The sequence below is a fragment of the Nocardia nova genome (assembly GCF_002933465.1).
Classification (GTDB): Bacteria; Actinomycetota; Actinomycetes; order Mycobacteriales; family Mycobacteriaceae; genus Nocardia; species Nocardia nova_B.
In genome coordinates, this window is record NZ_PSZE01000007.1 from 73243 (window position 1) to 98239 (window position 24997).

Here is a 24997-nt window from a genome sequence, read left to right on the forward strand (position 1 = left end):
TGGCAGGAGCGACCACGCGGCCCGGTCCGAAAGGTCCGGGCCGCGTCGCGTATCAGCTCAGCACCACCTCGGCGAAGCGGGCCAGCGCGAGCACGAAATCGTCGGAGTGGCGCGGTCCGACGATCTGCAGTCCCACCGGCATTCCCGCCGCGGTCCGCCCGGCGGGAATGGTGATCGCCGGCTGCTGGGTGAGATTGAACGGATAGGTGAACGGGGTCCACTGCGGCCAGCTGTCCATCGAACTACCCGGTGGCACATCGTATCCCGCGTCGAAGGCGGTGATCGGCATGGTCGGCGTGACGAGGACGTCGTAGGCGGTATGGAAAGCCCCCATGACGATGCCGATTTCCGCCGCCACCGCACGCGCCTCGATGTAGTCGACCGCGCTCAGCGTGAGGCCGCGGTCCCACATGGCGCCGAGGCCGGGATCGACCCGCTCGCGGGTACCCGCGGGGAACGTCGAGAGCATGGCCGCCGCACCGGCCGCCCACATCGTTTCGAACGCTGCGCGCGGATCGGCGAATCCGGGATCGGCCTCGACCACCCGTAATCCGGCCTCGTCGAGCGCCCGCACCGCCGCCGCGACCACGGCCGCGACCTCCGGATCGACCTGCGCGAAACCGAGATTCGCCGAAAAGCCGACCGTCGCACCGCGCACCTCGCGCTGCAGTTCGCCGCGGAAGGTCAGCAGCGGCGGCGCGCCCGCGGTCGGATCGCGGTGATCGGGCAGCGACAGGATGTCCATCAGCAGCGCCACGTCCTCGACCGTGCGGGCGATGGGCCCCGCGTGCGCCAGCGGCCCGAACGGGCTGGACGGGTACAGCGGGATGCGGCCGTGCGTGGGCTTGAATCCCACCACGCCGCAGAACGAGGCCGGAATCCGGATGCTGCCACCGCCGTCGGTCCCGATCGACACCGGCCCCATGCCGGCCGCCACCGCCACCGCCGAACCGCCGGAGGAACCGCCGGACGTCTTGGCCGGGTCGACCGGATTACGAGTGATTCCGGTGAGTGCGCTGTCGGTGGTGGCCTTCCACGCCAGCTCCGGCGTGGTGGTCTTGCCCAGGAAGACGAGTCCGTCCTCGCGCAGCCGAGCGGTGGCCGGGCTGTCGACCGGCCACGGCACATCCGGCCGGATCGAGGTCGAGCCCCGCAGCGTCGGCCACCCCTCGGTGAGGAAGATGTCCTTGATCGAGATCGGCACGCCGTCGAGCAGGCCCTGCGCATGACCACCCTGCCACCGCGCCTCGGACTCCTTGGCCTGCACCATCGCCCGCTCCGGGTCGACCAGGCAGAACGCGTCGAGGACGTCGTCGCGCGCCGCGATCGCGTCCAGAGCGGCCTGGGTGGCCTCGACGGGAGACAAGGCCCCGGCCGAATAGGCGGCGGCCAACTCGGCCGCGGTCATCGCCGCGGGGTCGGTCCCTGTATCGGGGTCGGCCATCGTGACTCCCTTCAACTGGGCACGTAACCCAGCTTCTTGTCGACCACATTGTGTAAGGGCTGACCGCTGGTCCACCGCTCGAAATTGTCGGTGAACGCGGCGACGATCGCCGCCCGCCAGCCGATGAAGTCGCCGCTGTTGTGCGGCGTGACAACGACATTCGGCAGATCCCACAGCGGGTGGCCGACCGGCAGTGGTTCCGGATCGACCACGTCCAGCGCCGCGCCGGCGAGCACGCCGCCGCGCAGCGCCGCGACCAGATCGTCGGTGACCACGGATTCCCCACGCCCGACATTGATGAAACGCGCATGCGGCTTCATCGCCGCGAAGGCGCTCGCGTCGAACATGTGCCGAGTCTGCGGGGTCAGCGGCGTGACGCAGACCACATAGTCTGCCCCGGGCAATTCGGCGTGCAAATCGGTGGCCACGGTGCCGAAATCGGGATCGCGGGTCCGCGCGGTCCGCCCCAGCCCGCGCACCCGCATCCCGGCGGCCCGCAGCAGGCGGGCGATGGCGCGCCCGATCGAGCCGGTGCCGACCACCAGCACCGCGGCCCCCGCCACCCGCTCGGATTCGCGATGACGCCACTGGTGACGCTGCTGCAGGCGCAGCGACTCGGGCAGATCCTTGGCGAAGGCGAGCACTTGGGCGAGAACGTATTCCGCGATGGCCTCGTCGAACAGTCCGCGGGTGTTGGTGACCTGCACGTCGCTGTCGATCAGCGCGTCGAACATCACGGCGTCGACACCCGTGCCCCCCACATGCACCCACCGCATCCGATCGGCGCGATCCCAGGCACCGGGCAGGGCGGTGCTCCGGAAGTCGTAGACGAACAGCGCCTCGGCACCGGGCAGCGCGTCCGCGAGTGACGCCCCGTCGGCGAAGCGGACGGTGGCCTGCTCCAACACCGGACGCATATATTCGCAGTCGGGCTGGACGCCGTCGTGCAGGACGGTGACAACTGGGCCCGCGTTCATATTGACAGGCTAAAAACCCATCGTATGCTTGTCAACAATCCGATTGTGTGCGGAGGATTGTCGCCCGAACGCGAGAGGGGCCCCTCGTGGAACTGAATTTTCCCGAGCTGGACGGGCCTGTAGCGCAACGGGGCATCGGGATCATCGCGCCGTTCGATCTGGCGCTCGAGCGCGAACTGTGGCGGTGGGCTCCCCTGGAAGTGAGCCTGCATCTGGCGCGCACACCGTACGAACCGGTGCCGGTCTCGCTCGAGATGGCCGAATTGGTCTCCGACGCAGCACATCTCACCGCCGCGACACGCAACGTCCTGCACGTGGAACCCGAGGTGATCGCCTATCTGTGCACCTCGGGCAGTTTCATCAAGGGGCTGGCCTACGAGCGCGCACTGCGCGACACCATCTGCCGGGCGGGTGCCCGCGACGCGATCACCACCTCCGGCGCACTGCTCGAGGCCGTGCACAAGTTGCAGTTGTCCAAAATGTCGGTCATCACCCCCTACGACGAGATTCTGACCACGAAGCTGCACGAGTTCCTGCGCGAGGCCGGTTGCGAGGTCCTGCGATCGGATCATCTGGGACTCGGCGGCGGCATCTGGAAAGTCAGCTACCGGACGATCGCCGAACGCATCATGGCCGCCGACGATCCCGCCGCGCAGGCCATCTTCGTCAGCTGCACCAACCTCCCCACCTACGACCTGGTCGAACCGCTGGAGCAGCTCCTCGGCAAACCGGTCCTGACCGCCAACCAACTGACCATGTGGGCCTGTCTCGGACGGATGAAACTGCCGATGATGGGCCCCGGCAAATGGCTGCAGAACGTGTTCTAGGAGGCGCTGTGGAACGGACACCGACCGTCGGATTCATCTATCCCGATCACGCCGCTGAGGACGAATATCCTTGGGCAGCAGCGCATCTCGGTGCCGATCTCCGGGTCGCACACATCTACGGCACCGACCTGCACGCGGTGCCCGAACTACTCGAGCTGGGCAGTCCGGGCAAGTTGCGCCAGGGCGCGGATCTGCTGGCGCCCTTCGATCCCCTGGCAGTGGTGTGGGCCTGCACCTCGGGCAGCTTCGTCTACGGACCGCAGGGTGCGCGCGACCAGGCGGAGGAGCTCTCCCGGATCTGCGGCGTCCCCGCGTCGAGCACCAGTTTCGCGTTCGTGGCGGCGGTGCGGGCGATAGCCGCCGGCAATGTCGCCGTCTGCGCGAGCTATCCGGACGAGGTCGCCGCCCTCTTCGTGGACTTCCTCGATGCCGCCGGCATCCGGGTGGTCTCGATGTCGAGCGCCGGAATCGACACGGCCGCCGAAGTGGGGACCCTGACACCGCGGCAGGTGCTGGACCTGGCGGTGGCGAACGACCATCCCGACGCCGAGGCGCTGCTGATTCCCGACACCGCGATGCATACGATACAACTGCTTCCGGAGCTGGAATCAGCGCTCGGCAAGCCGGTACTCACCGCGAACCAGGTCACCGTCTGGTACGGGCTGCGACTGGCGGGATTGCCCGCCCACTCGCCTCCGTCCGGACCGGGGCTCGGAACGCTCTTCTCGGAAAGGCCGATTCATGTCGGTGATTGAGTTCGAACCCGTGAATCGGCAGTCCACGGCGGAAATGATCGCCGACCGGCTGCGCGCGGCGATCGTCCGCGGCACGCTGGCGCCGGGGACGCAGCTGGTGGAGGCCGATCTGGCCGCGCAGTTCGACGTCTCGCGCGGCCCGGTCCGGGAGGCCATGCAGCGCTTGGTTTCCGAAGGGCTGTTGCACAGCGTGCGGCATCGCGGCATCTTCGTCATCGAACTCAGCCTGGCCGACGTCGTCGACATCTACCGCGCCCGCACCGCGATCGAGGGCGGCGCGCTGGACCTGATCCTGGACGGCCGCCGCGAGATCGCCTACGAGGCCTTGCAATCCAGCGTCGCCGAGATGCACGCCTGTGCCGAACGCGGCGACGCCACCGGCGTCACCGATGCCGACCACGAATTCCATCAGGCTCTGGTCACCAGCGCCGACAGCCCGCGGCTGGTGCGGGCCGCGCGGACGCTGCTGATCGAGACCCGGATGTGCCTGGGCGCCCTGCAGACGACCTACACCGACCTCGGCGAGCAGGTCCGCGAACATGTGGCGCTGCGCGAGGCCATCGCCGCCGGCCCGCCGCGCGATGTGCATGAACTGCTCGTCGGGCATATGCGCGACGCGGTCGATCGGCTCCGTGAGCAGATCGGCGACGGATAGGCCCGCGCTCAGTCGATGAGCCCGCGCGGGCGCACGACGAAGACCGGCGAGGAGCGCTTGCCCTTCTCCTCGAGCAGGGCGATGGTCCGGCCGTCGGCGGTCGTGGCCGCATACACGCCCCGCAGGCCGACCGGGTCCAGCCAGCGTCCGTCGCGCAGCGATTCGGCCTGTTCGGCGTCGATCTCCCGATGCGGAAAGGCAAGGCGCACAGCGGCATCGACGTCGAGATTCAGGCTCGGATCGCCGGCGAGCTGATCCAGGGTGCGAGCGTGTTCGAGTGTGAACGGGCCGACCCGGGTGCGGCGCAACGCGGTCAGGTGACCGCCGACGCCCAGTGCGGTGCCGAGATCGCGAGCCAGGGCGCGGATGTAGGTGCCCGAGGAACAGTCGACCTCGACGTCCAGATCGACGAATGTCGTGGCGCCGGTATCGATATCACGCCGGCCCAGAATGTCGAACCGGGAGACCGTGACCGGCCGTGCCGCCAGTTCCACCTGCTCGCCCGCCCGGGCGCGCGCGTACGCCCGCTCGCCGTTCACCTTGATCGCGCTCACCGTCGAGGGCACCTGTTCGATATCGCCGGTCAGCGCGGCGACGGCCGCGGCGATATCGGTGTCGGCCACATGGCCGGCGGGGATGGTGGCCAGCACCTCCCCCTCGGCATCGTCGGTGACGGTGGCCTGGCCGAGGCGAATCGTCGCGGTATAGGACTTGGTGGTCAGGCTCAGCAGTCCGAGCAGTTTGGTGGCGCGCTCGACGCCGAGCACCAGCACGCCGGTGGCCATCGGGTCGAGCGTGCCGGCATGGCCGATCTTCCTGGTACGCAGGATCTTCCGGCAGCGCGCGACCACGTCGTGGCTGGTCTGCCCACCGTCCTTGTCGATGATGAGCAGACCGCCGAGCGGATCGACGACCGCCTCGCGTTCGGCCATCAGCCGGCCACGATCGCGGTCAGGATCAACCCCTCGGCGATCGTCCAGCGGCCGTCGAACGCCGTCAGCGGCGCACCGCCGTCGACGGTCTGCCCGGGAACCAGCAGCGCACTGTGGAAGGTGCCCGCGGTGCCGGTGTCGTCGTCGACGGTGAAGGTGATGTGGGCGTCCTCGAAGCCGAGCCAGCGCTGTGTGAGCGGGAACCACGCCTTGTAGGTGGCCTCCTTCGCGCAGAACAGCAGCCGGTCCATATGCAGTCCGGTCGCGGGGATCGCGCCGCGCAGCCAGTCCCGTTCGGCGGGCAGGCTCACCGAGTCCAGCACCCCCTCGGGCAGCGTGTCGTGCGGTTCGGCGTCGATGCCCACCGACCGCCAGCGCAGCCGATGCGCCAGCACCGCGGCCCGGTACCCGTCACAGTGGGTGAGGCTGCCGACCACCCCGCGCGGGAACAGCGGCATCCCGCGCTCGCCCTTGCCGATCGCCGCCGGCGGCTCACCGAGCTGGGCCAGCGCCAGCCGCGCACAGTGCCGGGCGCCGATGAAATCGCGCCGCCGCTTCTCGACGGATTGCGCGATCAGATGTTCCTCACCGGGATGCGGTTTCAGATCCTCCGGATACCGCAACAGCTCCGCCGCGGCCACTCCCGCGGGCAGAATGCTGCCGATGACGCGCGCCTGTTCCTCGATGACCGCCTCCTGAGTCGACCCTGTCTGCGCTACGAGCCTAGCGGTGCGGGCGGTACCCGTTGAGTCGCCCGGCATGTCCCATCGAGGCGCCACCGCCACGCCCGCCGACGAGCCGCTGGTGTGGGCATTCCGGCGAACCGGCGGCGCACACGGCACTCCGGCGCCGGGTACGGCCCCTCACCGCGGGCCCGCGCACGCGCCGCGTGGTCAGCGCACGCCGCGGCGGCGATCGGCGAGGCGGCGCATCTCCTCGGCGGCCGCGCGCATCTCGGGGGTGATCGTGAAATGGCCGCCCCATTCGTTCAGGTCGTCCGGCCCGTATTCGGGGGCGGGCAGGATCTGGCGCAGGAGCTTGTCCGGAAGCCCGCGGCGCTGCCATTCGCGCGGATAGCCGAGCGAAACCTCCTCGAACCGGACACCGTCGTAGAAGGTGGTGCGCGGAATGTGCAGGTGGCCGTAGACCGAGCACACCACGTTGTAACGGGTGTGCCAATCGGCGGTATCCTCGGTCCCGCACCACAGCGAGAATTCCGGATAGAACAGCATCCGGGTGGGTTCGCGCAGCATCGGGAAGTGGTTGATCAGCACCACCGCGGTATCGGGTTCCAGCGCGTCGAGCCGGCGCCTGCTGTACTGGACGCGCGCCCGGCACCAGGCGTCTCGCGTCAGGTAGGGGTCGCTGGCCAGGAGGAATTCGTCGGTGGCGACCACATTGCGGTCCCGGGCGATGGCCAGCGCCTCGGCCTTGGTATATGCACCCTCGGGCATCCACGAATAGTCATAGAGGATGAACAGCGGCGCGATCGTCACCCGCCCGCCGTACTGTTCGGCGCCCGCGCCCTCCCACACCGGGAATTCGTCCTCCGGGGTCACCACATCGAGGTCACGACACAGCGCGACCAGGTAGTCGTAGCGGGGAGCGCCCTTGATCTGCACGGGATCCTTGGTGGTGGTCCACAATTCGTGATTGCCCGGAACCCAGATCACCTTGGCGAAGCGTTCCCGCAGGGTGCGCAGCGCCCAGCGGATGTCGTCGGTCTTCTCCCCCACGTCGCCGGCGACGATCAGCCAGTCCTCGGGCGAATCCGCGCGGATTTGCTCGACCACCGGTTTGTTCCCCTGATGACCGACATGGATATCGCTCACCGCCATCAACTTAGGAATCACCGTTCCACCATCCCATGATCATCGTGATGCGAGCACATCCGACCCTCGCGTGCGGACATACCCGGCGCCGCGTACTTCGCACACCGTCCGCGGTGCGCACGTCGGCGGCCGGGTACCGACACGCTCCCGAATACCGCGTCGTGGTGGTCATGCCGACCGCGGGATCTCGCTGCCGACTCGGGCCCAGCGCCCCGACAGCGCGCGGGCGCCGACCGCAAGCAGGCGCAGCAGGATGAAGGCGCTCAGCCCGGACCAGATCCCGGCGATACCCCAGTCGAAGCTCAGCGACAGCCAGATGGCGGGCAGGAATCCCAGCAGCGCCGCGGCCATCGTGGTGTTGCGCAGATACGAGGCGTCGCCCGCGCCCAGCAGCACACCGTCGAGGGCGAAGACCACTCCGGCGGCGGGGATGAGGGGCACGAAGAACCACCAGATCACATGCACGCGGTCCAGGACCGCCGGATCGTCGGTGAAAACCTGTGGGAAGACGGCGTATCCGGCGGCGAAGACCACGGCGAGCACCACCGCGAACAGGGTGGACCACACCGTGATCCGGCGGGCCAGCACGCGCGCGCCGGATGCGTCGCCGGAGCCCAGCGCCGCACCGGTGAGGGTCTGCGCCGCGATGGCCAGCGAATCGAGCGTCAGGGCAAGGAAATTCCACAGCTGCAGCACGAGTTGGTGCGCCGCCACCGAGGCGGCGCCGAACCGGGCGGCGACCGCACCGGCGGAGACGAAACAGGCCTGGAACGCCAGACTTCGGACGATCAGATCCCGGCCGAGCACCAACTGCGCCCGCATGACTCGCGGATGGGGTCGCAGCGGCACCCGCCGGCGCACCAACGCGGCCACGAACAGTCCGGCCGAGACGACCTGTCCGGCCACATTGGCCACTGCCGATCCGGCCAGTTCCATCCGGGGCGCCCCCAGCAGGCCGTGCACCAGCAGCGGGCAGAGCAGTGCCGAAACAACCAGGCCCGCAATCACGTACACCAGCGGACGCCGCGTCTGCTGCACCCCGCGCAACCAGCCGTTACCGGCCATGGTCAGCAGGATCAACGGAACTCCGAACAGCGCGATCCGCAACCAGCGCAACGCCTCGTCCGCGATATCGGCGCCGCCCGCGATCACATTCACGACAGGTCGTGCGAACACCTGCAGCACAACGACGATCGCCAATCCGGCGGCCACGGCGAGCCAACTCGCCTGCACCCCTTCGGCAACCGCACCTCGTTCGTCACCGGCGCCGTGGCGGCGTGCGGAGCGGGCGGTGGTCCCGTAACTCAGGAATGTCAACTGTGTGCTGACCTGACCGAGTATCAAGCCACCCACGGCGAGCCCCGCGAGCGCCAGCGCCCCCAGCCGACCTACCACCGCCATATCGAAGAGAAGGTAGATCGGTTCGGCGACAAGCACTCCCAGCGTGGGGATCGCGATGCCGAGGATGCGCCGCGGACCCGCATCGTGGCGCGTAGCGTCGGCAACGGCCGTGTTCACCGCCGTGACACCGTCTTCGGGATGTGTCTCGACCATGCCGTCAGACCCGACCTCGGAGGCCGTGCCGAACGCCCGCGGGAACTGCTGCCGACCGCCCGCCGCGTCCCATCCTCAGCTCTCCCGGCCGGGGGCCAATTCCGCGAGCAGATCCGCCACCACGTCTTCGGACGTCCCGTATGTCGTATAGCCGGCGGCGTAGCGGTGGCCACCACCGCCCAGGCCGGTCGCGACCCGGGCGACGTCGACGGCATCGCCGGTGCCGACACCGCTGTCGCGCGAGCGCAGCGACACCGTCCAGCAGCCGGCGTCGGTGCGGGACTGTTTGAATACCGCCGCGACATCCGCCTCGGCGGTGGTGCGGACGACGTCGATGACGCTTTCCACCTCCTCCGACCGCAATCCGTCGGAGTCGTCGCTGCGCACGAACGCGTAGACCAGTCCGGCGCCGCCGGCCGCGCGCGGTTCCAGTCGCGCCGATCCGAGCACCCGCGACAACATCGGCAACCAGCCGAAGGGGTGGGTGTCCATCAGCGTGCGAGTGATTCCCGCGCCGTCGATCCCGGTGGCCAGCAAACGATCGGCTAGCAGATGGGTGCCCGGACCACCCCAGCGGAAACACCCGGTATCGGTGACCAAACCGGCGAACAGGCAGTGCGCGATGTCCCGGTCGATCTCCTCACCCCAGGCGTCGAACAGCCGCGCCAGCACACTGGTGGTGGACTCCGCGGTCTCGTCGATCAGATTCACATCACCGAAGCGGGTGTTGGAGCGGTGATGGTCGATCACCAGAGTGGTTGCAGCGCCATCGATTCGGTCCGCGAGCGCGCCCAGACGCCCGACACTGCCGCAGTCGACGGTGACCAGCAGGTCCACTCGCTCCGCCACCTGTTCGGCGGGCACCAGATACTCCACACCCGGCAGCGAGCGCATCGATGCCGGCAGTTCGGCCGGCTCGGCGAAGGACACCTGGACCGGCACACCGCGCCGATGCAGTACCTGCGCGAGTGCCAGCCCACTGCCGACGGTATCGGCGTCCGGCTGCACATGACACAGCACGGTCACCGATCGCGCGGCCGCCAATACCTCGACGGCCGCGGCCGGATCCGCCGACGACGTCACAGCTGTCATTTCCAAGCTCGATTCTCCGGCGCTCGACTCATCGGCGACAGAACCGGGGAACCGCCTTGCGAGCCCGGCCCGTGCAATGCATCGACCGCCGTCGCGGTCAGTCTTCCTCGTCGGGGTCGGGTTTGTAGGGATCGGCGTCGCCGGCATGGGTGGCGTTGGCCGCGACCTGTGCCACCTTCTCGTCGGCCGCGCGGGCCTTCGCCAGCAGCTGTTCCATCTCGCGCGCCGCGTCCGGCACGGTGTCGAGGACGAAACTCAGCGACGGCGTGAACTTGATCCCGGTGGCCGCGCCCACCTTGGACCGCAACACACCCTTGGCCTTCTCCAGTCCGGCCGCGGCGCCCGCGAAATCCGGTTCGGCGGCGAGGGTTTCACCCATCACCGTGTAATAGACGGTCGCCTCCCGCAGATCACCGGTCACCTTGGCGTCGGTGACGGTGACGAAACGCAGCCGCGGATCCTTGATCTCGTATTCGATCGCCGTTCCGACGATCGAGACGATCCGCTTCGCGAGTCGGCGTGCCCTGGCCTGATCCACCATGGCGGGCCCTCCTCACTTGTCATTCAGTCTTCGGGTCCGAAGATGCGGCGGCGTACTGCCAGCAACTGTAACTCCGGACGGGCCGCCACGTGGCGTTCACACTTGTCCAGCACCGCTGTGAGATGTCCCATCTCGGAGCTGACCAGCGCGACGCCCAATTGTGAACGGCGGTGTTGATCGTGATCTCCGCCCTCGACCGCGCTGACGCCGAAGCGCTGCAGTTCGGCCAGTACCGGGCGGATCACCGACCGCTTTTCCTTCAACGAGTGCACATCGCCGAGCAGGATGTCGAACTCCAGCGCACCGACGAACAACGGCTCACCTCTTCACTTGTCGCGACGAACGCCCGACGAAGCGAACGTCACGTCCGGTCGTTGCCTGCACCGAACGTGACGTTCACTCACTGTGGACAACTCAGTCGCGCGGCTTCTCCCGAAGCTCGTACGCCTCGATGATGTCGCCTTCCTTGATGTCGTTGTAGCCCAACGTCATACCGCATTCGAAGCCCTCGCGGACCTCGGTGGCGTCGTCCTTCTCCCGGCGCAGCGATTGGATCGTCGTATCGGCGATCACCACACTGTCGCGCAGCAGGCGGGCTTTGGCGTTGCGCTTGACCGACCCGGAGGTGATCATGCAGCCGGCGATGTTGCCGAACTTCGAGGAGCGGAATACCGCGCGGATCTCGGCGCGACCCAGTTCGGCCTCTTCGTAGATCGGCTTGAGCATGCCCTTGAGGGCCTTCTCGATCTCGTCGATGGCCTGGTAGATCACCGAGTAGTAGCGGATGTCCACACCCTCGCGGTTGGCGAGTTCGGTGGCCTTGCCCTCGGCCCGGACGTTGAACCCGATGATGATCGCGTTCGACGCCGAGGCCAGGTTGACGTTGGTCTCGGTGACACCACCGACACCGCGGTCGATGACCCGCAGCCGGACCTCGTCGCTGATCTCGATGCCGAGCAGCGCCTCTTCCAGGGCCTCGACCGTACCGGAGTTGTCGCCCTTGAGGATCAGGTTGAGCTCCGAGGTCTCCTTCAGAGCGGCATCCAGATCTTCCAGGCTGATCCGCTTGCGGCTGCGCGCGGCCAGTGCGTTGCGCTTGCGCGCATTGCGCCGGTCGGCGATCTGGCGGGCGATGCGGTCCTCCTCGACGACGAGCAGGTTGTCGCCCGCGCCCGGCACCGAAGTGAAACCGATGACCTGCACCGGACGCGACGGCAGCGCCGCATCCACATCCTCGCCGTGTTCGTCGACCATGCGGCGGACGCGGCCGTAGGCGTCACCCGCCACGATCGAGTCACCGACGCGCAAGGTACCGCGCTGCACCAGCACGGTGGCCACCGGACCGCGGCCGCGGTCCAGATGCGCCTCGATGGCGACACCCTGGGCGTCCATATCCGGGTTGGCCCGCAGGTCCAGTGCGGCGTCCGCGGTCAGCACCACGGCCTCGAGCAGGGCGTCGATATTGGTGCCCTGGCGCGCGGAGATGTTGACGAACATGGTGTCGCCGCCGTACTCCTCGGCCACCAGGTTGTATTCGGTGAGCTGCTGGCGAACCTTCTCCGGGTTCGCGCCTTCCTTGTCGATCTTGTTGACCGCCACCACGATCGGCACATCCGCGGCCTGCGCGTGGTTGATGGCCTCCACCGTCTGCGGCATGACGCCGTCGTCGGCGGCGACCACCAGGATCGCGATATCGGTGGCCTTGGCACCACGGGCACGCATGGCGGTGAACGCCTCGTGACCCGGGGTGTCGATGAAGGTGATCAGGCGCTCTTCGTCGTTGACGTTGGTGAGGACCTGGTAGGCGCCGATGTGCTGGGTGATACCGCCGGCCTCGCCCTCGCGGACGTTGGTTTTGCGGATCGTGTCGAGCAGTCGGGTCTTACCGTGGTCGACGTGACCCATGACGGTCACGACCGGCGGGCGGACCTGCAGGTCGCCTTCGTCGCCCTCGTCCTCGCCGTAGCTGAGGTCGAAGCTCTCCAGCAGCTCGCGGTCCTCGTCCTCGGGTGAGACCACGTGCACGACGTAGTTCATCTCGCCGCCGAGCAGCTCGAAGATCTCGTCGTTGACGGACTGGGTCGCGGTGACCATCTCACCGAGGTTGAACAGCACCTGCACCAGCGAGGCCGGGTTGGCGTTGATCTTCTCGGCGAAGTCCGACAGCGACGCGCCGCGGGCGAGACGGATGATCTCGCCGTTGCCGCGCGGCAGCCGCACACCACCGACCGACGGTGCCTGCATGTTCTCGTATTCGGCGCGTTTCGCCCGCTTCGACTTGCGGCCCTTGCGGGGCGCGCCACCGGGACGGCCGAAGGCACCCGCGGCACCGCCGCGACCGCCGCCACCACCCGGACGGCCACCGCCGCCACCGGGACGACCGCGGAAACCACCGGCAACGGGCGCACCCGCGCCACCGCCGCCACCGGCACCGCCGCCACCGCCGCCACCGCGGTAGTTACCGCCGCCACCACCGGGACGACCGCCACCGCCACCCGGCGCACCGCCGGGACGACCCGGACGACCCGCCGACGGGCCCGGACGGGCCGCACGAGCGGGCATCGCACCCGGATTCGGCCGGGGCGGCATCGAGCCGGGAGACGGACGCGGGCCACCGGGACGCGGACCGCCCTGGCCGGCCGGCGGACGCGGCGCACCCTGACCCGGGCCCGGACGCGGACCACCCTGACCGGGACGCGGACCGCCCTGGCCCGGACGCGGCGCACCCTGACCGGGCCCCGGACGCGGGCCGGGAGCCGGACGCGGCGCCGGGCGCTCGGGCGCCGACGAGAACGGATTGTTGCCCACCCGAGGGGTTTTCGGGCCGGGCTTGGGGCCGGGCGTCGCCGGACGCGGCGCGCCCTGCTGCCCACCCGGAGTACGCGGCTGACCGGGACGCGGTGCGCCCTGGGCCGGACGGGCACCGGGCTGCTGCGCCGGAGCCGACGGGGCGGACGCCGACGGCGCCGCACCGGTGGAGGCCGCCGGAGCGGCCGGTTTCGGTCCGGGCTTGACGGCCGGACCGGGCTTCACCGCATCGGGACGTGCTGCCGCCGCGGGGGTTTCGGCCGCGGGCGCCGAATCCGGCTGCGGCGCAGCCGGAGTGGGTCGCGGGCCGGGACGCGGACCCGGGGTCGCGCCGGCGGCCGGCTTGGCGGCCGGACGCGCCTGGGCGGGACCGGGTTTCGCGGAGGATTTCGCGGAGCCGTTGGACGGCGCGGACTTCGCCGCGAACGACTCCCGCAGCCGGCGTGCGACGGGTGCCTCCACCGTCGACGACGCCGACTTCACGAACTCGCCCTGCTCCTTGAGCGTTGCGAGTAGTTCTTTGCTCGTGACACCGAGTTCTTTAGCCAACTCGTGCACGCGGGCCTTGCCTGCCACTGCTCTCCTCACTGAGAGGTCGAGCGTGGCGGTCCGGTCTCCTCTCGGGAGCCCAGACGCCCGCACGACCTCCGGTTATCTTCGATGGCCGTTCATCGTTGGTACTTCACGGTGTGCTCATGAGTGCTCGTGCCTGTTCTCGACGTAGTGCTCCAGGGCTGAGATATCCAGTTTTCCGGACACTCGTAGCGCTCTGCCGAACGCTCGGCGCCGCTCTGCCATGCTCAGACAAGCCGAAACGGGGTGCAACCAGGCACCCCTCCCGGGAAGTCTGCGCCGCGGATCGGGAACGATCGCGACGACGGCGTCCCTGTCGGGAGCGCTGCCGGGCGATTGCGCCACGACCCGCAACAGATCGGCGGCCAGCTCGCGTTTCCGGCATCCGACACAGGTCCGGACCGGGCCGAGAGTTCGGGTTCTCACCCGAGCACCGACCTGGGCGGAAAGTGCGGATACCGAAGACTCGCGCTGAGCCTGTGTCCACTGTACCGCTGCCATGTCCCGATCTCCGCATCCAGCCCCTGGTTGACCCCCGCACTCGCACTGCCGTCTCGTCGCGGCCTACCCGTGCTGGGCGTGCGGCCGCTGCGATCCGGCCACGTCGGGGGCGGCGTCGGAGCGGATATCGATGCGCCAACCGGTCAATCGCGCGGCCAGCCGGGCGTTCTGACCTTCCTTGCCGATCGCCAGCGACAGCTGGAAATCGGGGACCACGACCCGGGCGGCACGGGCCTCCGGATCGACGATCGTGACCGAGACAACCTTCGACGGGCTCAGCGCATTCCCGACGAAGGCGGCCGGATCCTCGGCCCAGTCGATGATGTCGATCTTCTCGCCCGCCAGCTCGCTCATCACGTTGCGCACGCGCTGGCCCATCGGGCCGATACACGCGCCCTTGGCGTTCACACCGGGCACCGTGGAGCGCACCGCGATCTTGGAGCGGTGGCCGGCCTCGCGGGCCACGGCGACAATCTCCACCGAACCGTCGGCGATCTCGGGCACCTCGAGCGCGAACAACCGGCGCACCAGATTCGGGTGGGTGCGCGAGAGCGTGATCTGCGGGCCCCGCGCGCCGCGGGAGACGCCGTAGACGTAGCACTTGATGCGATCGCCGTGCTCGTAGGTCTCGCCGGGGACCTGCTCGGCCGGGGGAATCAGGCCCTCGGCGCCGTTGGCCTCACTGCCGATGCGCACCACGACCGTGCCGCGGGCGTTCATCCGGGCATCGCGCTGGACGACGCCGCCGACGATATCGCCCTCGTGCGTCGAGAACTCACCGAAGGATTTCTCGTTCTCGGCGTCACGCAGCCGCTGCAGCACCACCTGGCGGGCGGTGGTGGCGGCGATGCGGCCGAAGCCCTCCGGGGTGTCGTCCCATTCGGAGACGACGTTGCCGTCGGCGTCGGTCTCGGTGGCCATCACCCGCACCACGCCGGTCTTCTGATTGATGTCGATGCGTGCGTTGGGCTCATGGCCCTCGGTGTGCCGATAGGCGGTCAGCAGAGCCGACTCGATCGCGGAGAGCACTGTCTCCATCGAGATTCCCTTATCGGCGACGATCGCACGCAGGGCTTCGATTTCGATGTTCATTCCACGATCCCTTCGGTCGGCGCAACTACTGAGTGTTCTCCCCGGGCGGCCTGTTTTCCCCCGGCGGCGGGTGCGGCCGGATCGACGGCCTGATCGGCGGCGCCCGGTTCCGGGCGGCCCGCGGCCACACCCCCGGCCAGTTCCATCTCCGCCGCACCGGGTGGTGCGAACTCCACCTGGACGACCGCGGATTCGATATCCGCCAGCGCCACGCTCACCCGGTGGGGTGCGCGCTTACCGCCCAGCACCAGGGCCACTTCGGTCTCGGTGCTCGCGCCGACGCGGGCGTCGAAGGTGGACGCGCCCTCGGGGGGCTGCGCACCCGGACGCATCCGCACCCGCACCTTGCGGCCGCGAGCCCGTCGCCAGTGGCGCGGGGCGGTCAGCGGGCGGTCGACACCCGGAGTGGTGACTTCCAGCAGATAGGGGGTTTCGCCGAGATCGGCGGCGTCGTCGAGCACTTCCGAGATCTCGGAACTCAGTTCCGCGATCGTGTCCAGATCGACGGTCTCGTCGCCGTCGACGGTCACCGTCACCCGCGCCTGCGGCCCGCCCGCGGCCGTGATGTGCACGCCCTCGAGGTCGAGCCCTCGGCGTTCGACGAGCCCAGCAACAAGCTGGCTCACCCTTTCCTCGGTCGGCATCGGCATATGGGGCGGCTCCTGGTTCAGTTGTGACGCGGTATTGGTCCTGGTCCGACATGGTCGGCGCGCATGTCCCGCGGATTGTTCCGCCGGAGGTCTAGCGTAACGCGCTGCAAGAGTGTAAAGGACCAGCCATCCCGGTCGAGTCGGCCCGGGTCGGGTTCGGCTGCGCGCCCACGGTCCGCCGGACGGCCTCGGGTTCGCCGGAACGAAGCGGCCGCCGCGCCACACCGCGTCCGTTCGGAAGCATCCATCGGCGGGTCTGGAGGCCACCCGGGCCCGGTGGCCACCGCGCACCGACCGAGCTGTCGGCGCCCCACCTCGACCACCTCGCGCTCGCGCTGCGCGAGCACCACCGTGGCACCCGGGCTCAGCAGGGCGGACAGGAGACCGGCCCGGCGCGAACGATCGCGAACATGGCATGTCGGCGGGCTGGGCGCGGGGGCGCGTGGCGATCACTGGCACGATGTAGGCGTGCCCAGCCGTCTCGATGTGATTCCGGTGCCGCCGGATCGGACCGTTCCCCCACGCCTCGACCGCCGCTCGCTGCTGCGCTCGGCCGGAGGTGGCATGGTCGCGCTCGTTGCCGTGAGTGCGGTCGCGGCCTGTTCGGACGACAAGCCGTCGGCACCGGATGTGCTTGTGTCGCAGGAGGAATCGGCGCGAACCGACGCAGTGTGGGCGAAGGCGGCCATCGCCGCCGCACCGGAGCGCACCGCCGCGCTGACCGTCGTGGCCGCACAGCGGGCCCAGCATGCCGATGCGCTGCGCACCGAAATCGACCGCGCGACAGGCGTATACGGCGACGGCACCAAGCCGAAATCCGCGACTCCTTCCGTCGCCGAACCTCCCGCCCCCACCCCGCCGCCGACCGTCGCCGCGCTGCGGGCCCGGCTGACCGACTCCCAGCACTCCGCGGCCGAACTGGCCGCAACCCAGTCCGGATACCGCGCCGGCCTGCTCGCCTCGATCAGCGCCTGCTGCGGCGCTCAGGTGGCGGTGGTGCTCTCGTGAGTACCGATCAGCAGGCGCTGCTCGACGCGCTGAACGCCGAATACACCGCGGTCTACGCCTACGGCCTCATCGCGGCCTACGCGTCCCCGGAGCGCGCGAAGGTCGTCGCCGAGTTCACCGCGGCCCACCGCGCCCGCCGCGACGCCACCGTCGACGCACTGAAGGCGGCCGGTGCGAGTGTCCCGGCGCCCGCCGCCGCCTACACCCCGCCGTTTCCGGTCGACGATCCCATCCCCGCGGCCAAACTCGCCGTCACCGTGGAGACCGACACGGCGGTGGCCTGGCGGGCGGTCGTGGAACACTCCACCACCCCGGATCGCCGCCACATCGGCATCGAGGCCCTCACCGAATGCGCCACCCGCCTGGCCACCTGGCAGTCGATTCTCGGCGTGAATCCCGCGACCACACCGTTCCCCGGCCAGCCCTGAGCCCGGATCGGCGCCCGGACAGGACCATTCGGCCGCCCCGCCGCCGCGCACCGCTCGGCTCCTCGCCGCACCGGTAGCGTGATCTCGGTCTGCGGCGGATGCCGCGGGGATACGTCGAAAGGAGAACGGGAATGGCCGTGGGGATACGACGGATCGGTACGGCGGTGGCCGCAGGGGCGCTCGGATCGCTGCTCGCCGTGAGCGTGGCGGACGCCGACGTCACGGGCGTGAAGGTCGATGCCGGGCCGGACGGATTGCGAACCGGCTGTTCCTACACGCTGACCGCGACGGTCGACACCCCGGTGCCGGACGGCGGCACGGTGACCTTCGTCAACAGTGGCGGCTCGGTTCCGGGTAACGGCGAACCCATCGCGGGCACGCCGGTCTACCACCCCGAGAACGGGACGGTCACCCTGGCGTGGACGCCGAAATACGCCGGACGCCAGAACATCACGGCACAGCAGTTCAAACCCGGAAACTACACGTCGAGCAGCTATATCACCGTCGACGTGGTGGGCAGCGGCCTGAACACCGGTAGCTCCTGCCTTCCGTTGCCGTAGCGCGGTTCACCAGCCGGATGCACCCGGCCGGAGCGACCGGGTGCACTCGAGCGATCAGCCGCGAATCTTCGCGAGCACGGTATCGACCGCCGCGGCCGCCGGGATGTCCTCGGATTCGCCGGTGAAACGATTACGCAGCTCCACCTTGCCGTCGGCCCAGCCCCGGCCGATGACGAGAACCCAGGGCATACCGAGCAATTCGGCATCCTTGAACTTGACGCCGGGTGAGGCCGTGCGGTCGTCGAAGAGGACGTCCAGGCCCTGAGCGTCCAGACCGGCGACGACCTCCTCGGCTCCGGTGCGGGCCGCCTCGTCCTTGTTGGCGATGACGACATGCACATCGAAGGGGGCGACCTCGGCCGGCCAGCGCAGCCCCTTCTCGTCGTGCATCTGCTCCGCGATCACCGCGACCATCCGGGACACGCCGACCCCGTAGGAACCCTGGACGAGCCGGACCGGTTTGCCGTTCTCACCGAGCACATCCACCTCGAAGGCGTCGGTGTACTTGTAGCCGAGCTGGAAGATGTGGGCGATCTCGATACCGCGCGCCGAGTGCAGCACACCGCGGCCGTCGGGCGAGGGGTCACCGTCACGCACCTCGGCGGCCTCGATCGTGCCGTCGGGGGTGAAATCGCGGCCCGCGACGAGTCCCACGACATGTTTGCCGGAGGCGTCGGCGCCGGTGATCCACGACGTGCCGGTCACCACGCGCGGGTCGACAAGATAGCGAACACCGTTGTCCAGCAGCGCCTTCGGGCCGATGTATCCCTTCACCAGGAACGGATTGGCGGCGAAATCCTCATCGGTGAGCAACTCCACCTCGGCGGGCTCGAGGCTCGCACCGAGCCGCTTGGCGTCGACCTCGCGGTCACCGGGCACACCGATGCCGACGATCTCGGACTTGCCGTCGGGGTGGCGCAGCTTCACCATGACGTTCTTGAGGGTGTCGGCGGCGGTCACCGGGCGGCCGTACCGTTCGGCGATACCGGCGTCGTTGGCCCAGTCGACCAGGGACGCGATGGTCGGTGTGCCCGGCGTGTCGTGCACGACGGCGGCCGGCTGCCCCTCGATCGGGATCTCCGGCGGCGCGGGCGTCACCACGGCCTCCACATTGGCCGCGTATCCCGATTCGCGGCAGGTCACGTAGGTGTCCTCGCCGATCGGGCTGCTGGCCAGGAATTCCTCCGAGGCGCTGCCGCCCATCGCACCGGAGGTGGCGGCGACGATCACGTATTCGACCCCGAGCCGGGCGAAGATCCGCTGATATGCCTGGCGGTGTGCGGCATAACTGGCCTTCAGACCGTCCTCGTCCAGATCGAAGGAATACGAGTCCTTCATGACGAATTCGCGTCCGCGCAGAATTCCGGCGCGCGGCCGTTCTTCGTCGCGATACTTGGTCTGAATCTGGTAGAGCGTGACCGGCAGATCCTTGTAGGAGTTGTATTCACCTTTGACCGTCAGGGCGAACAATTCCTCGTGGGTGGGTCCGAGCAGCATGTCGGCTCCCTTACGATCCTGCAGGCGGAAAAGACTGTCGCCGTATTCGGTCCAGCGGTTGGTGGTTTCGTACGGCTCGCGCGGCAGCAGCGCGGGCAGCGAAATCTCCTGGCCGCCGATCGCGTCCATCTCCTGGCGCACCACGTTCTCGATCTTGCGCAGCACCTTCAAGCCCAGCGGCAACCACGAATAGACGCCCGGCGCGATCCGGCGCACGTATCCGGCGCGGACCAGAAGTTTGTGGCTGGGCACCTCGGCGTCGGCGGGATCGTCGCGCAGGGTGCGCAGGAACAGGTGCGAGAGACGGGTGATCACGGATGCACAGACTAGCCGCTGCTGCCCGGATGCCTGCAGGGCATTACCGTATCCGCTCGTGCTGGTGATTCTGCCTCCTTCCGAAACCAAGTCCGACGGCGGAAATCTCGGTCCGCTCGATCTGGATTCCCTGTGGTTACCGCAGCTCACCGCGGTGCGGGACAAGCTGATCAGCGAGCTGATCGGATTGTCCGCCCACCCAGAGGCGGCGCGGGTGGCATTGGGACTGGGGAAGGCTACCGGCGCGGGCGCGGAAGGTTTGCGGACCGCGCTCGCCCGCAACGCGTCGCTGCGGACCGCCGCGACCGCACCGGCGCTGCGGCGCTATACCGGAGTGCTCTACGACGCGCTCGACGCCGGTTCGCTGACCAAGACGCAACGCGCTCGCGCCGAGGCACGGCTGGCGATCGGCTCGGCGCTGTTCGGGGTCGTGCGCGCGGGGGACGCGATTCCGGGGTATCGGCTGTCGGGCGGTTCGAAACTGCCGGGGCTGCCGACGCTGGCGTCGTTGTGGAAACCGGTGCTGGCCCCGGCACTGCGGGAGGCGACCGCCGGTCAGCTGGTCGTCGACTTGCGTTCGGGGACCTATCAGCAATTGGGGCGGCTGCCCGGCGCGGTGACCGCGACCGTACTGACCGAACGCCCGGACGGCAGCCGTACGGTGGTGAGCCATTTCAACAAACATCACAAGGGGCTGCTGGCGCGGGCCCTGGTGTCGACTCGCGCCGAGCCCGGCGATATCCGCGCACTGGCGCGGATCGCCGAAAAGGCCGGGCTGCGTGTGGAAATCGCGTCGTCGAGCGAACTGCTGGTCCTCACGTGAGTGAATTCTCGGTGACCGCCGACGTAATTCGAGCCGAATTGCGCCTGCCCAGCCACGGGAACAATCGCCGGAAAACACCCATCCACCAGCGCGTTTCACGGTCGTCGGGCCGAAACACGCTGGCACGGAACGGGCATTCCGGCTCGCTATCGTAATTTCGGCGCGGCCGGCCGACCGCTGCCGTTGGGAAGCGATTGGGCGAGGAGTTCGGCGTGGGTGACGCCACCGACCGTGAAGAAAAGGCACTGCGTCAGTTGACCGATCGGCTGGTCGGACATTACGGCAGCAGCCATTCCCCGGAATTGGTAGAGGAAATGGTCGACCAGGTGCGCCGGCGCTTCGACGGCCACGCCGTGCGCGATTTCGTGCCGATTCTGGTGGAACGCATCGTGCGCCGCGAATTGCAGCACACGCCACCACAGCCCAAGGCCGACGCCCCTTCGCACGAACTCGACTACGCGGATGCGCCGGTTGTTCCGGAACGGGTGTCGGCGCCCTCGATCGAGGAGGACACCGCCGACGCCGCGCCCATCGACGCCGCGGCCGGATCCGGCGCCGGGTCCTCGCCCGCCGACACGACCGGCTCGCAGCAGCCCGCGCCGGGTACCGACCGCCCCGCATCCGCCGACAGCTCGGACCCCGACCGGCTCGATGCCGACGTCATCGAAAGCGGTACGGACCAACGCAATTCGCGTCTCGCGGCAACCGCTGTGGCTCCGATCGAGTCCACGGCGGTCGAGCGGAAAGATCTCGCATCGCCGGCGGTTGCCGCGACATCCGATGTCGCCGCCGCACCCGGCCACTCCCCCGTCGAACCGACGAAACCGGAGACCGTAACCGCCACACCGTCCGCGAGTGACATTGCAACCGAACCAGAATCGGGCCCCCAGGCCGCGATGAGCCCGGCCTCCGCGGGAGCGGGCACAGCGGGCCTGGTAGCCGCATTGCGACAGCCACGGGTCCTGGCCGTAGCGGCTGCGGTGGTCGTCGTGGTCGTCGCGCTGGTGGTGGCCTTCGGCTTTCGTGGCGGCGACAGCGGCTCCCCCGCCCCCGCTCCCGCGCTGATCACCGCGCACGGCGTGGTCGGGTCGGAGAAGATGGGCTTTTTCACCGATCCGCGCGTGGTGGGCGCACTGGCGCGCAAGGGGATTCGGCTGGAGGTCGACCCCGCCGGATCGCGGCAGATCGCGACGTCGGTGAAGCTGGATGGCGACGACTTCGCCTTTCCGTCGAGCAGCCTTGCCGCCGAACGAATTCAGCGCGAACGCGGGATCACCGCGAAATACACGCCGTTCTCCTCGCCGATGGTGGTCGCCAGTTTCCGGCCGCTCGTGGACCTGCTCGCACGCGCGGGAATCGCCCGTCCGGGGACTGTGCCCGCCTTCGATATGCGGCGGTATCTCGATCTCACTCAGCAAGGCACCCAGTGGGATCAACTGGAGGGCAACACCGCCTATCCGGTGCGCAAGAGCGTGTTGATCTCGACCACCGATCCGCGGACCTCCAATTCGGCGGCGATGTATCTGGCGGTGGCCGCCTACGTCGCCAACGACGATGCGATCGTGCAGGGTCCTGCCGCCGAGAATTTCGTGCTGTCGAAGGTCTCGCGGCTGTTCACCAAACAGGGGTACACCGAGAATTCCAGCGCGGGTCCGTTCGGCGAATATCTCGCCGCCGGAATGGGTCCCACGCCCATGGTGTGGGGCTACGAATCGCAGTTCGTGGAGGCCGCCGTCGCCGGCAAGCTGCCCGCCGACGCGGTGATGTTGTACCCGTCTCCGACGGTCCTGTCCCGGCACACGCTGGTCCCGCTGACCGCCGCCGGCGACCGGGTCGGACAGCTGCTGAGCACCGATCCGGAACTGCAGCGCCTGGCGGCCGAGCACGGCTTCCGCACGGCCGATCCGTCCCAGTTCAGCGCCGTCACCGCCGAACACCACATTCCGGTCGCCCCGGATGTGGTCGACGTCGTCGACACTCCGACCTACGACACCCTGGAACACCTTCTCGACGGGGTCGCGCGCTCCTACAACTGATCGGCCGCCCACTGCGAGACCCCACCGATCGGGCACCGCACGCCGGGCCGATCGAAAGGCAGGTCGCCGGACCGTCGCCCCGGCCGTGGTAGTAATGGCCCGTGGCTACCGACGGTGTGGATCCGGACCTGGTCGAACTGGCGACCAAGCTCTTCGAGCTGGCCCGCACGGGCGAGGCCGCGACGCTCGCGGCGTATATCGACGCGGGTGTCCCGGTGAATCTGAGCAACGACAACGGCGACACGTTGCTGATGCTGGCCGCCTACCACGGGCAGCAGGCAGCCGTGTCCGCACTGCTCGAACGCGGCGCGGACCCCGATCGCGCCAACGACCGCGGCCAGACCCCGGCCGCGGGAGCGGTGTTCAAGGGCGAGGACGACATTCTGAAGGCCCTGCTGGCAGCCGGTGCCGATCCGGACGCGGGCACGCCGTCGGCTCGGGAATCGGCGACCGTCTTCGGCAGAACCGAATTGCTGGAACTGTTCGATCGCCGCTGAGATCCTGGATTGGCGCTGAGACGCCTTAAACCTGCTGCGCTTCCTCCTGCGCGTGCTGGGCTTGAGCGAGTTGCTGCGGCGTGTAGCGCAGAGTGAGCACCAGCAGCCCGATGATCACCGCGCCGATCGCGCAAATGAACAACACAAAGGTGTAACCGCTGGACAGCGCCGCGATTTCGGTGGGCGTCAGATTCGAGGTCCGATCGGTGCGACCGCCGAGTGACAGCGTGCGCGAGGCCGCCAGCGGCGTCAGCAGGCCGACCGCGAACGGGGTGCCGAGGGTGAGGATCATCTGGCCGATCGCCGACAGCGGGCCGACCTCGTTCACCGGTACCCCCACCAGCAGGCACAGCGGTCCGACCACGATCACGAAACCGATCGCCATACCGACCACCGCCAGCAGCACCAGCAGCGTCGGCAGATATTCGACGGAGCGATCCAGGGTCGAGCCGAAGAACAGGGCTCCGGCCAGGACGGCCGCCGCCCCCGCCAGCAGCCACCGCGGCCGGATCATCAACGCCGCCTTGGAAGCCACGCCGGTACCGATGCCGGCGCCGATCGTGAACGGTATCGAGGCCAGACCGGCGACGAGCGGACTGTATCCGACGACGTTCTGCAGGAACTGCGCGACGAAATACGTCATCGCCCCGAGGACGCCGGAACCCAGCAGCAGCGCGATGAACGTGATCGAGCGGTCGCGATCGCGGAAGAGGTTGAGCGGCAACAGCGGATTGACGGCGGACCGTTCGGACAGCACGAACGCCACCAGCAGCAGCAAGCCGGCGATCAGCGCGCCGATGACATACGGGCTGGTCCAGCCGAGGTCGGGCCCCTCGGTCGCACCGAACACCACGCCGACGCAGCCCAGGGTGCCGAGGAAGGCGCCGCGCACGTCCAGGGGCAGTCGTTGATGGGCCGAATCGTGCAGCTGGAACGACGCGCCCAGGATGATCAACAGCCCGATCGGCACGTTGATCAGGAAGATCAGCCGCCAGTTCCATTCGGCGAGGGCGCCGCCGACGACGAGACCGCCGACCGAACCCACGCCCATCATCGACCCGAAGATGGCGATCGCCTGATTGCGCGGCGGTCCGGGCGCGAAGGTACTGACGACCAGCGCCATCGCCACGGGTGCGGCGATCGCCGCGCCGGTGCCCTGCAGGGCGCGCGCGCCGATCAACATGATCTCGTTCTGCGCCAGCCCACACAGCAGCGACGCCAGCGTGAAGAACGAAACACCCAGCAGCAGCATCTTTTTGCGACCGAACGAGTCGCCGAGGCGTCCACCGAGCAGCATCAGCCCGCCGTAGGTGAGCCCGTAGGCGGTCACCGTCCACGCACTGCCCGAACTGGTCAGGCCCAGATGACGTTGCAGGGCGGGCAGGGCCAGGATCACGACCGTGCCGTCCAGCACGACCATCAACTGCAGGCCGGACAGGACCAGGATCGGCAGCCCGAAGGCCCGCTTCGTCACCGGATATCGCATCGTCGCAGCGGGGTTATCGAGCACAGTGACTCACTGTAACGGATATCGGAGCCGGCCAGCCCCACGCGTACTCGCGCTTTCCGCGGGTCGCTCGAGCGGCCCGTGCCCCTGTCC

The 24997-nt window shown here is 68.9% G+C and carries 24 protein-coding genes; 9 read left to right on the forward strand and 15 right to left on the reverse strand.

Annotated elements, in window-relative coordinates; genetic code table 11:
• Positions 1–52: 52 nt before the first annotated feature.
• The gene (locus tag C5E41_RS10700) at positions 53–1444 is read right to left on the reverse strand and encodes an amidase (RefSeq protein ID WP_258080884.1); all 1392 of its coding nucleotides are present in this window, start codon (positions 1442–1444) and stop codon (positions 53–55) included.
• 11 nt (positions 1445–1455) lie between these two features.
• A complete protein-coding gene (locus C5E41_RS10705; RefSeq protein WP_104375670.1) occupies positions 1456–2421 on the reverse strand; it encodes a D-2-hydroxyacid dehydrogenase in 966 nt (321 codons plus the stop codon).
• Positions 2422–2507: 86 nt separating this feature from the next.
• Here C5E41_RS10705 and C5E41_RS10710 point away from each other — a divergent pair, with 86 nt between their 5' ends.
• From C5E41_RS10710 to C5E41_RS10720, 3 genes are read left to right on the forward strand one after another with little or no spacing between them, the layout of a single operon-like run.
• Positions 2508–3248: a maleate cis-trans isomerase family protein gene (locus C5E41_RS10710; protein ID WP_104375671.1), complete on the forward strand. Its 741-nt coding sequence runs from the start codon at positions 2508–2510 to the stop codon at positions 3246–3248.
• Positions 3249–3256: 8 nt separating this feature from the next.
• Positions 3257–4003 (forward strand): maleate cis-trans isomerase family protein, encoded by a 747-nt coding sequence (locus tag C5E41_RS10715; RefSeq protein ID WP_258080885.1) that lies wholly within the window; start codon positions 3257–3259, stop codon positions 4001–4003.
• A complete protein-coding gene (locus tag C5E41_RS10720) occupies positions 3990–4658 on the forward strand; it encodes a GntR family transcriptional regulator (RefSeq protein WP_104375672.1) in 669 nt (222 codons plus the stop codon). The genes C5E41_RS10715 and C5E41_RS10720 overlap by 14 nt, the downstream gene beginning before the upstream one ends.
• Before the next feature lie 8 nt (positions 4659–4666).
• Here the strand turns inward: C5E41_RS10720 and truB are convergent, their stop codons facing one another.
• The 11 genes from truB to rimP form a co-directional block, all read right to left on the reverse strand.
• Entirely contained in the window at positions 4667–5590 is a 924-nt protein-coding gene (truB, locus tag C5E41_RS10725) for a tRNA pseudouridine(55) synthase TruB (RefSeq protein WP_104375673.1), read from the reverse strand.
• Positions 5590–6351 (reverse strand): 4'-phosphopantetheinyl transferase Npt, encoded by a 762-nt coding sequence (npt, locus tag C5E41_RS10730; RefSeq protein WP_104375674.1) that lies wholly within the window; start codon positions 6349–6351, stop codon positions 5590–5592. Before npt ends, truB begins: the two co-directional genes overlap by 1 nt.
• A 132-nt stretch (positions 6352–6483) precedes the next feature.
• Positions 6484–7443 carry a metallophosphoesterase family protein gene (locus tag C5E41_RS10735; RefSeq protein ID WP_104375675.1) on the reverse strand — a complete coding sequence of 320 codons (960 nt, stop codon included), beginning with the start codon at positions 7441–7443 and terminating at the stop codon, positions 6484–6486.
• Positions 7444–7590: 147 nt separating this feature from the next.
• The gene (locus C5E41_RS10740; RefSeq protein WP_104375676.1) at positions 7591–8976 is read right to left on the reverse strand and encodes an MATE family efflux transporter; all 1386 of its coding nucleotides are present in this window, start codon (positions 8974–8976) and stop codon (positions 7591–7593) included.
• 75 nt (positions 8977–9051) lie between these two features.
• On the reverse strand, positions 9052–10068 hold the full coding sequence (locus C5E41_RS10745) for a DHH family phosphoesterase (protein WP_104375677.1): 1017 nt from the start codon (positions 10066–10068) through the stop codon (positions 9052–9054).
• Between the two features lie 97 nt (positions 10069–10165).
• Positions 10166–10609 carry a 30S ribosome-binding factor RbfA gene (gene rbfA, locus C5E41_RS10750; protein ID WP_030513162.1) on the reverse strand — a complete coding sequence of 148 codons (444 nt, stop codon included), beginning with the start codon at positions 10607–10609 and terminating at the stop codon, positions 10166–10168.
• Between the two features lie 23 nt (positions 10610–10632).
• Entirely contained in the window at positions 10633–10923 is a 291-nt protein-coding gene (locus tag C5E41_RS10755; RefSeq protein WP_104375678.1) for a DUF503 domain-containing protein, read from the reverse strand.
• 100 nt (positions 10924–11023) lie between these two features.
• Complete coding sequence (infB, locus tag C5E41_RS10760) at positions 11024–13993, reverse strand: translation initiation factor IF-2 (RefSeq protein WP_104375679.1); 2970 nt, start codon at positions 13991–13993, stop codon at positions 11024–11026.
• Positions 13994–14110: 117 nt separating this feature from the next.
• Positions 14111–14491, reverse strand: a complete 381-nt coding sequence (locus C5E41_RS10765) for a YlxR family protein (protein ID WP_104375680.1) — start codon at positions 14489–14491, stop codon at positions 14111–14113.
• Positions 14492–14554: 63 nt separating this feature from the next.
• The gene (gene nusA, locus C5E41_RS10770; RefSeq protein ID WP_063028635.1) at positions 14555–15583 is read right to left on the reverse strand and encodes a transcription termination factor NusA; all 1029 of its coding nucleotides are present in this window, start codon (positions 15581–15583) and stop codon (positions 14555–14557) included.
• Positions 15580–16233, reverse strand: a complete 654-nt coding sequence (rimP, locus tag C5E41_RS10775; protein WP_104375681.1) for a ribosome maturation factor RimP — start codon at positions 16231–16233, stop codon at positions 15580–15582. Before rimP ends, nusA begins: the two co-directional genes overlap by 4 nt.
• 468 nt (positions 16234–16701) lie before the next feature.
• Here rimP and C5E41_RS34975 point away from each other — a divergent pair, with 468 nt between their 5' ends.
• The 3 genes from C5E41_RS34975 to C5E41_RS10785 all read left to right on the forward strand — a co-directional run bounded on the left by C5E41_RS34975 (position 16702) and on the right by C5E41_RS10785 (position 18229).
• Positions 16702–17241 carry a hypothetical protein gene (locus C5E41_RS34975; RefSeq protein WP_258080886.1) on the forward strand — a complete coding sequence of 180 codons (540 nt, stop codon included), beginning with the start codon at positions 16702–16704 and terminating at the stop codon, positions 17239–17241.
• Complete coding sequence (locus tag C5E41_RS34980) at positions 17238–17669, forward strand: ferritin-like domain-containing protein (protein WP_258080887.1); 432 nt, start codon at positions 17238–17240, stop codon at positions 17667–17669. The genes C5E41_RS34975 and C5E41_RS34980 overlap by 4 nt, the downstream gene beginning before the upstream one ends.
• A gap of 131 nt (positions 17670–17800) precedes the next feature.
• Complete coding sequence (locus C5E41_RS10785; RefSeq protein WP_104375683.1) at positions 17801–18229, forward strand: hypothetical protein; 429 nt, start codon at positions 17801–17803, stop codon at positions 18227–18229.
• A 54-nt stretch (positions 18230–18283) separates the two neighbouring features.
• Here C5E41_RS10785 and C5E41_RS10790 read toward each other — a convergent pair whose 3' ends face one another.
• Complete coding sequence (locus tag C5E41_RS10790; RefSeq protein ID WP_104375684.1) at positions 18284–20041, reverse strand: proline--tRNA ligase; 1758 nt, start codon at positions 20039–20041, stop codon at positions 18284–18286.
• 58 nt (positions 20042–20099) lie between these two features.
• Here C5E41_RS10790 and yaaA point away from each other — a divergent pair, with 58 nt between their 5' ends.
• The 3 genes from yaaA (at position 20100) to C5E41_RS10805 (ending at position 23397) form a co-directional block, all read left to right on the forward strand.
• Complete coding sequence (yaaA, locus tag C5E41_RS10795; protein WP_104375685.1) at positions 20100–20864, forward strand: peroxide stress protein YaaA; 765 nt, start codon at positions 20100–20102, stop codon at positions 20862–20864.
• 212 nt (positions 20865–21076) lie between these two features.
• Complete coding sequence (locus C5E41_RS34435) at positions 21077–22900, forward strand: three-helix bundle dimerization domain-containing protein (protein ID WP_219823135.1); 1824 nt, start codon at positions 21077–21079, stop codon at positions 22898–22900.
• Between the two features lie 101 nt (positions 22901–23001).
• The gene (locus C5E41_RS10805) at positions 23002–23397 is read left to right on the forward strand and encodes an ankyrin repeat domain-containing protein (protein ID WP_258080888.1); all 396 of its coding nucleotides are present in this window, start codon (positions 23002–23004) and stop codon (positions 23395–23397) included.
• Between the two features lie 25 nt (positions 23398–23422).
• Here the strand turns inward: C5E41_RS10805 and C5E41_RS10810 are convergent, their stop codons facing one another.
• The gene (locus tag C5E41_RS10810) at positions 23423–24883 is read right to left on the reverse strand and encodes an MFS transporter (protein ID WP_104375687.1); all 1461 of its coding nucleotides are present in this window, start codon (positions 24881–24883) and stop codon (positions 23423–23425) included.
• Positions 24884–24997 lie beyond the last annotated feature (114 nt).

What these genes read in the sequence shown, in the direction of transcription:
- C5E41_RS10700 (WP_258080884.1), bottom strand. Translation starts at nt 1,444, where the DNA reads ATGGCCGACCCCGATACAGGGACCGACCCCGCGGCGATGACCGCGGCC.
- C5E41_RS10705 (WP_104375670.1), bottom strand. Translation starts at nt 2,421, where the DNA reads ATGAACGCGGGCCCAGTTGTCACCGTCCTGCACGACGGCGTCCAGCCC.
- C5E41_RS10720 (WP_104375672.1), top strand. Translation starts at nt 3,990, where the DNA reads ATGTCGGTGATTGAGTTCGAACCCGTGAATCGGCAGTCCACGGCGGAA.
- truB (WP_104375673.1), bottom strand. Translation starts at nt 5,590, where the DNA reads ATGGCCGAACGCGAGGCGGTCGTCGATCCGCTCGGCGGTCTGCTCATC.
- npt (WP_104375674.1), bottom strand. Translation starts at nt 6,351, where the DNA reads ATGCCGGGCGACTCAACGGGTACCGCCCGCACCGCTAGGCTCGTAGCG.
- C5E41_RS10740 (WP_104375676.1), bottom strand. Translation starts at nt 8,976, where the DNA reads ATGGTCGAGACACATCCCGAAGACGGTGTCACGGCGGTGAACACGGCC.
- C5E41_RS10745 (WP_104375677.1), bottom strand. Translation starts at nt 10,068, where the DNA reads ATGACAGCTGTGACGTCGTCGGCGGATCCGGCCGCGGCCGTCGAGGTA.
- rbfA (WP_030513162.1), bottom strand. Translation starts at nt 10,609, where the DNA reads ATGGTGGATCAGGCCAGGGCACGCCGACTCGCGAAGCGGATCGTCTCG.
- C5E41_RS10765 (WP_104375680.1), bottom strand. Translation starts at nt 14,491, where the DNA reads ATGGCAGCGGTACAGTGGACACAGGCTCAGCGCGAGTCTTCGGTATCC.
- nusA (WP_063028635.1), bottom strand. Translation starts at nt 15,583, where the DNA reads ATGAACATCGAAATCGAAGCCCTGCGTGCGATCGTCGCCGATAAGGGA.
- rimP (WP_104375681.1), bottom strand. Translation starts at nt 16,233, where the DNA reads ATGCCGATGCCGACCGAGGAAAGGGTGAGCCAGCTTGTTGCTGGGCTC.
- C5E41_RS10785 (WP_104375683.1), top strand. Translation starts at nt 17,801, where the DNA reads ATGGCCGTGGGGATACGACGGATCGGTACGGCGGTGGCCGCAGGGGCG.
- C5E41_RS10810 (WP_104375687.1), bottom strand. Translation starts at nt 24,883, where the DNA reads ATGCGATATCCGGTGACGAAGCGGGCCTTCGGGCTGCCGATCCTGGTC.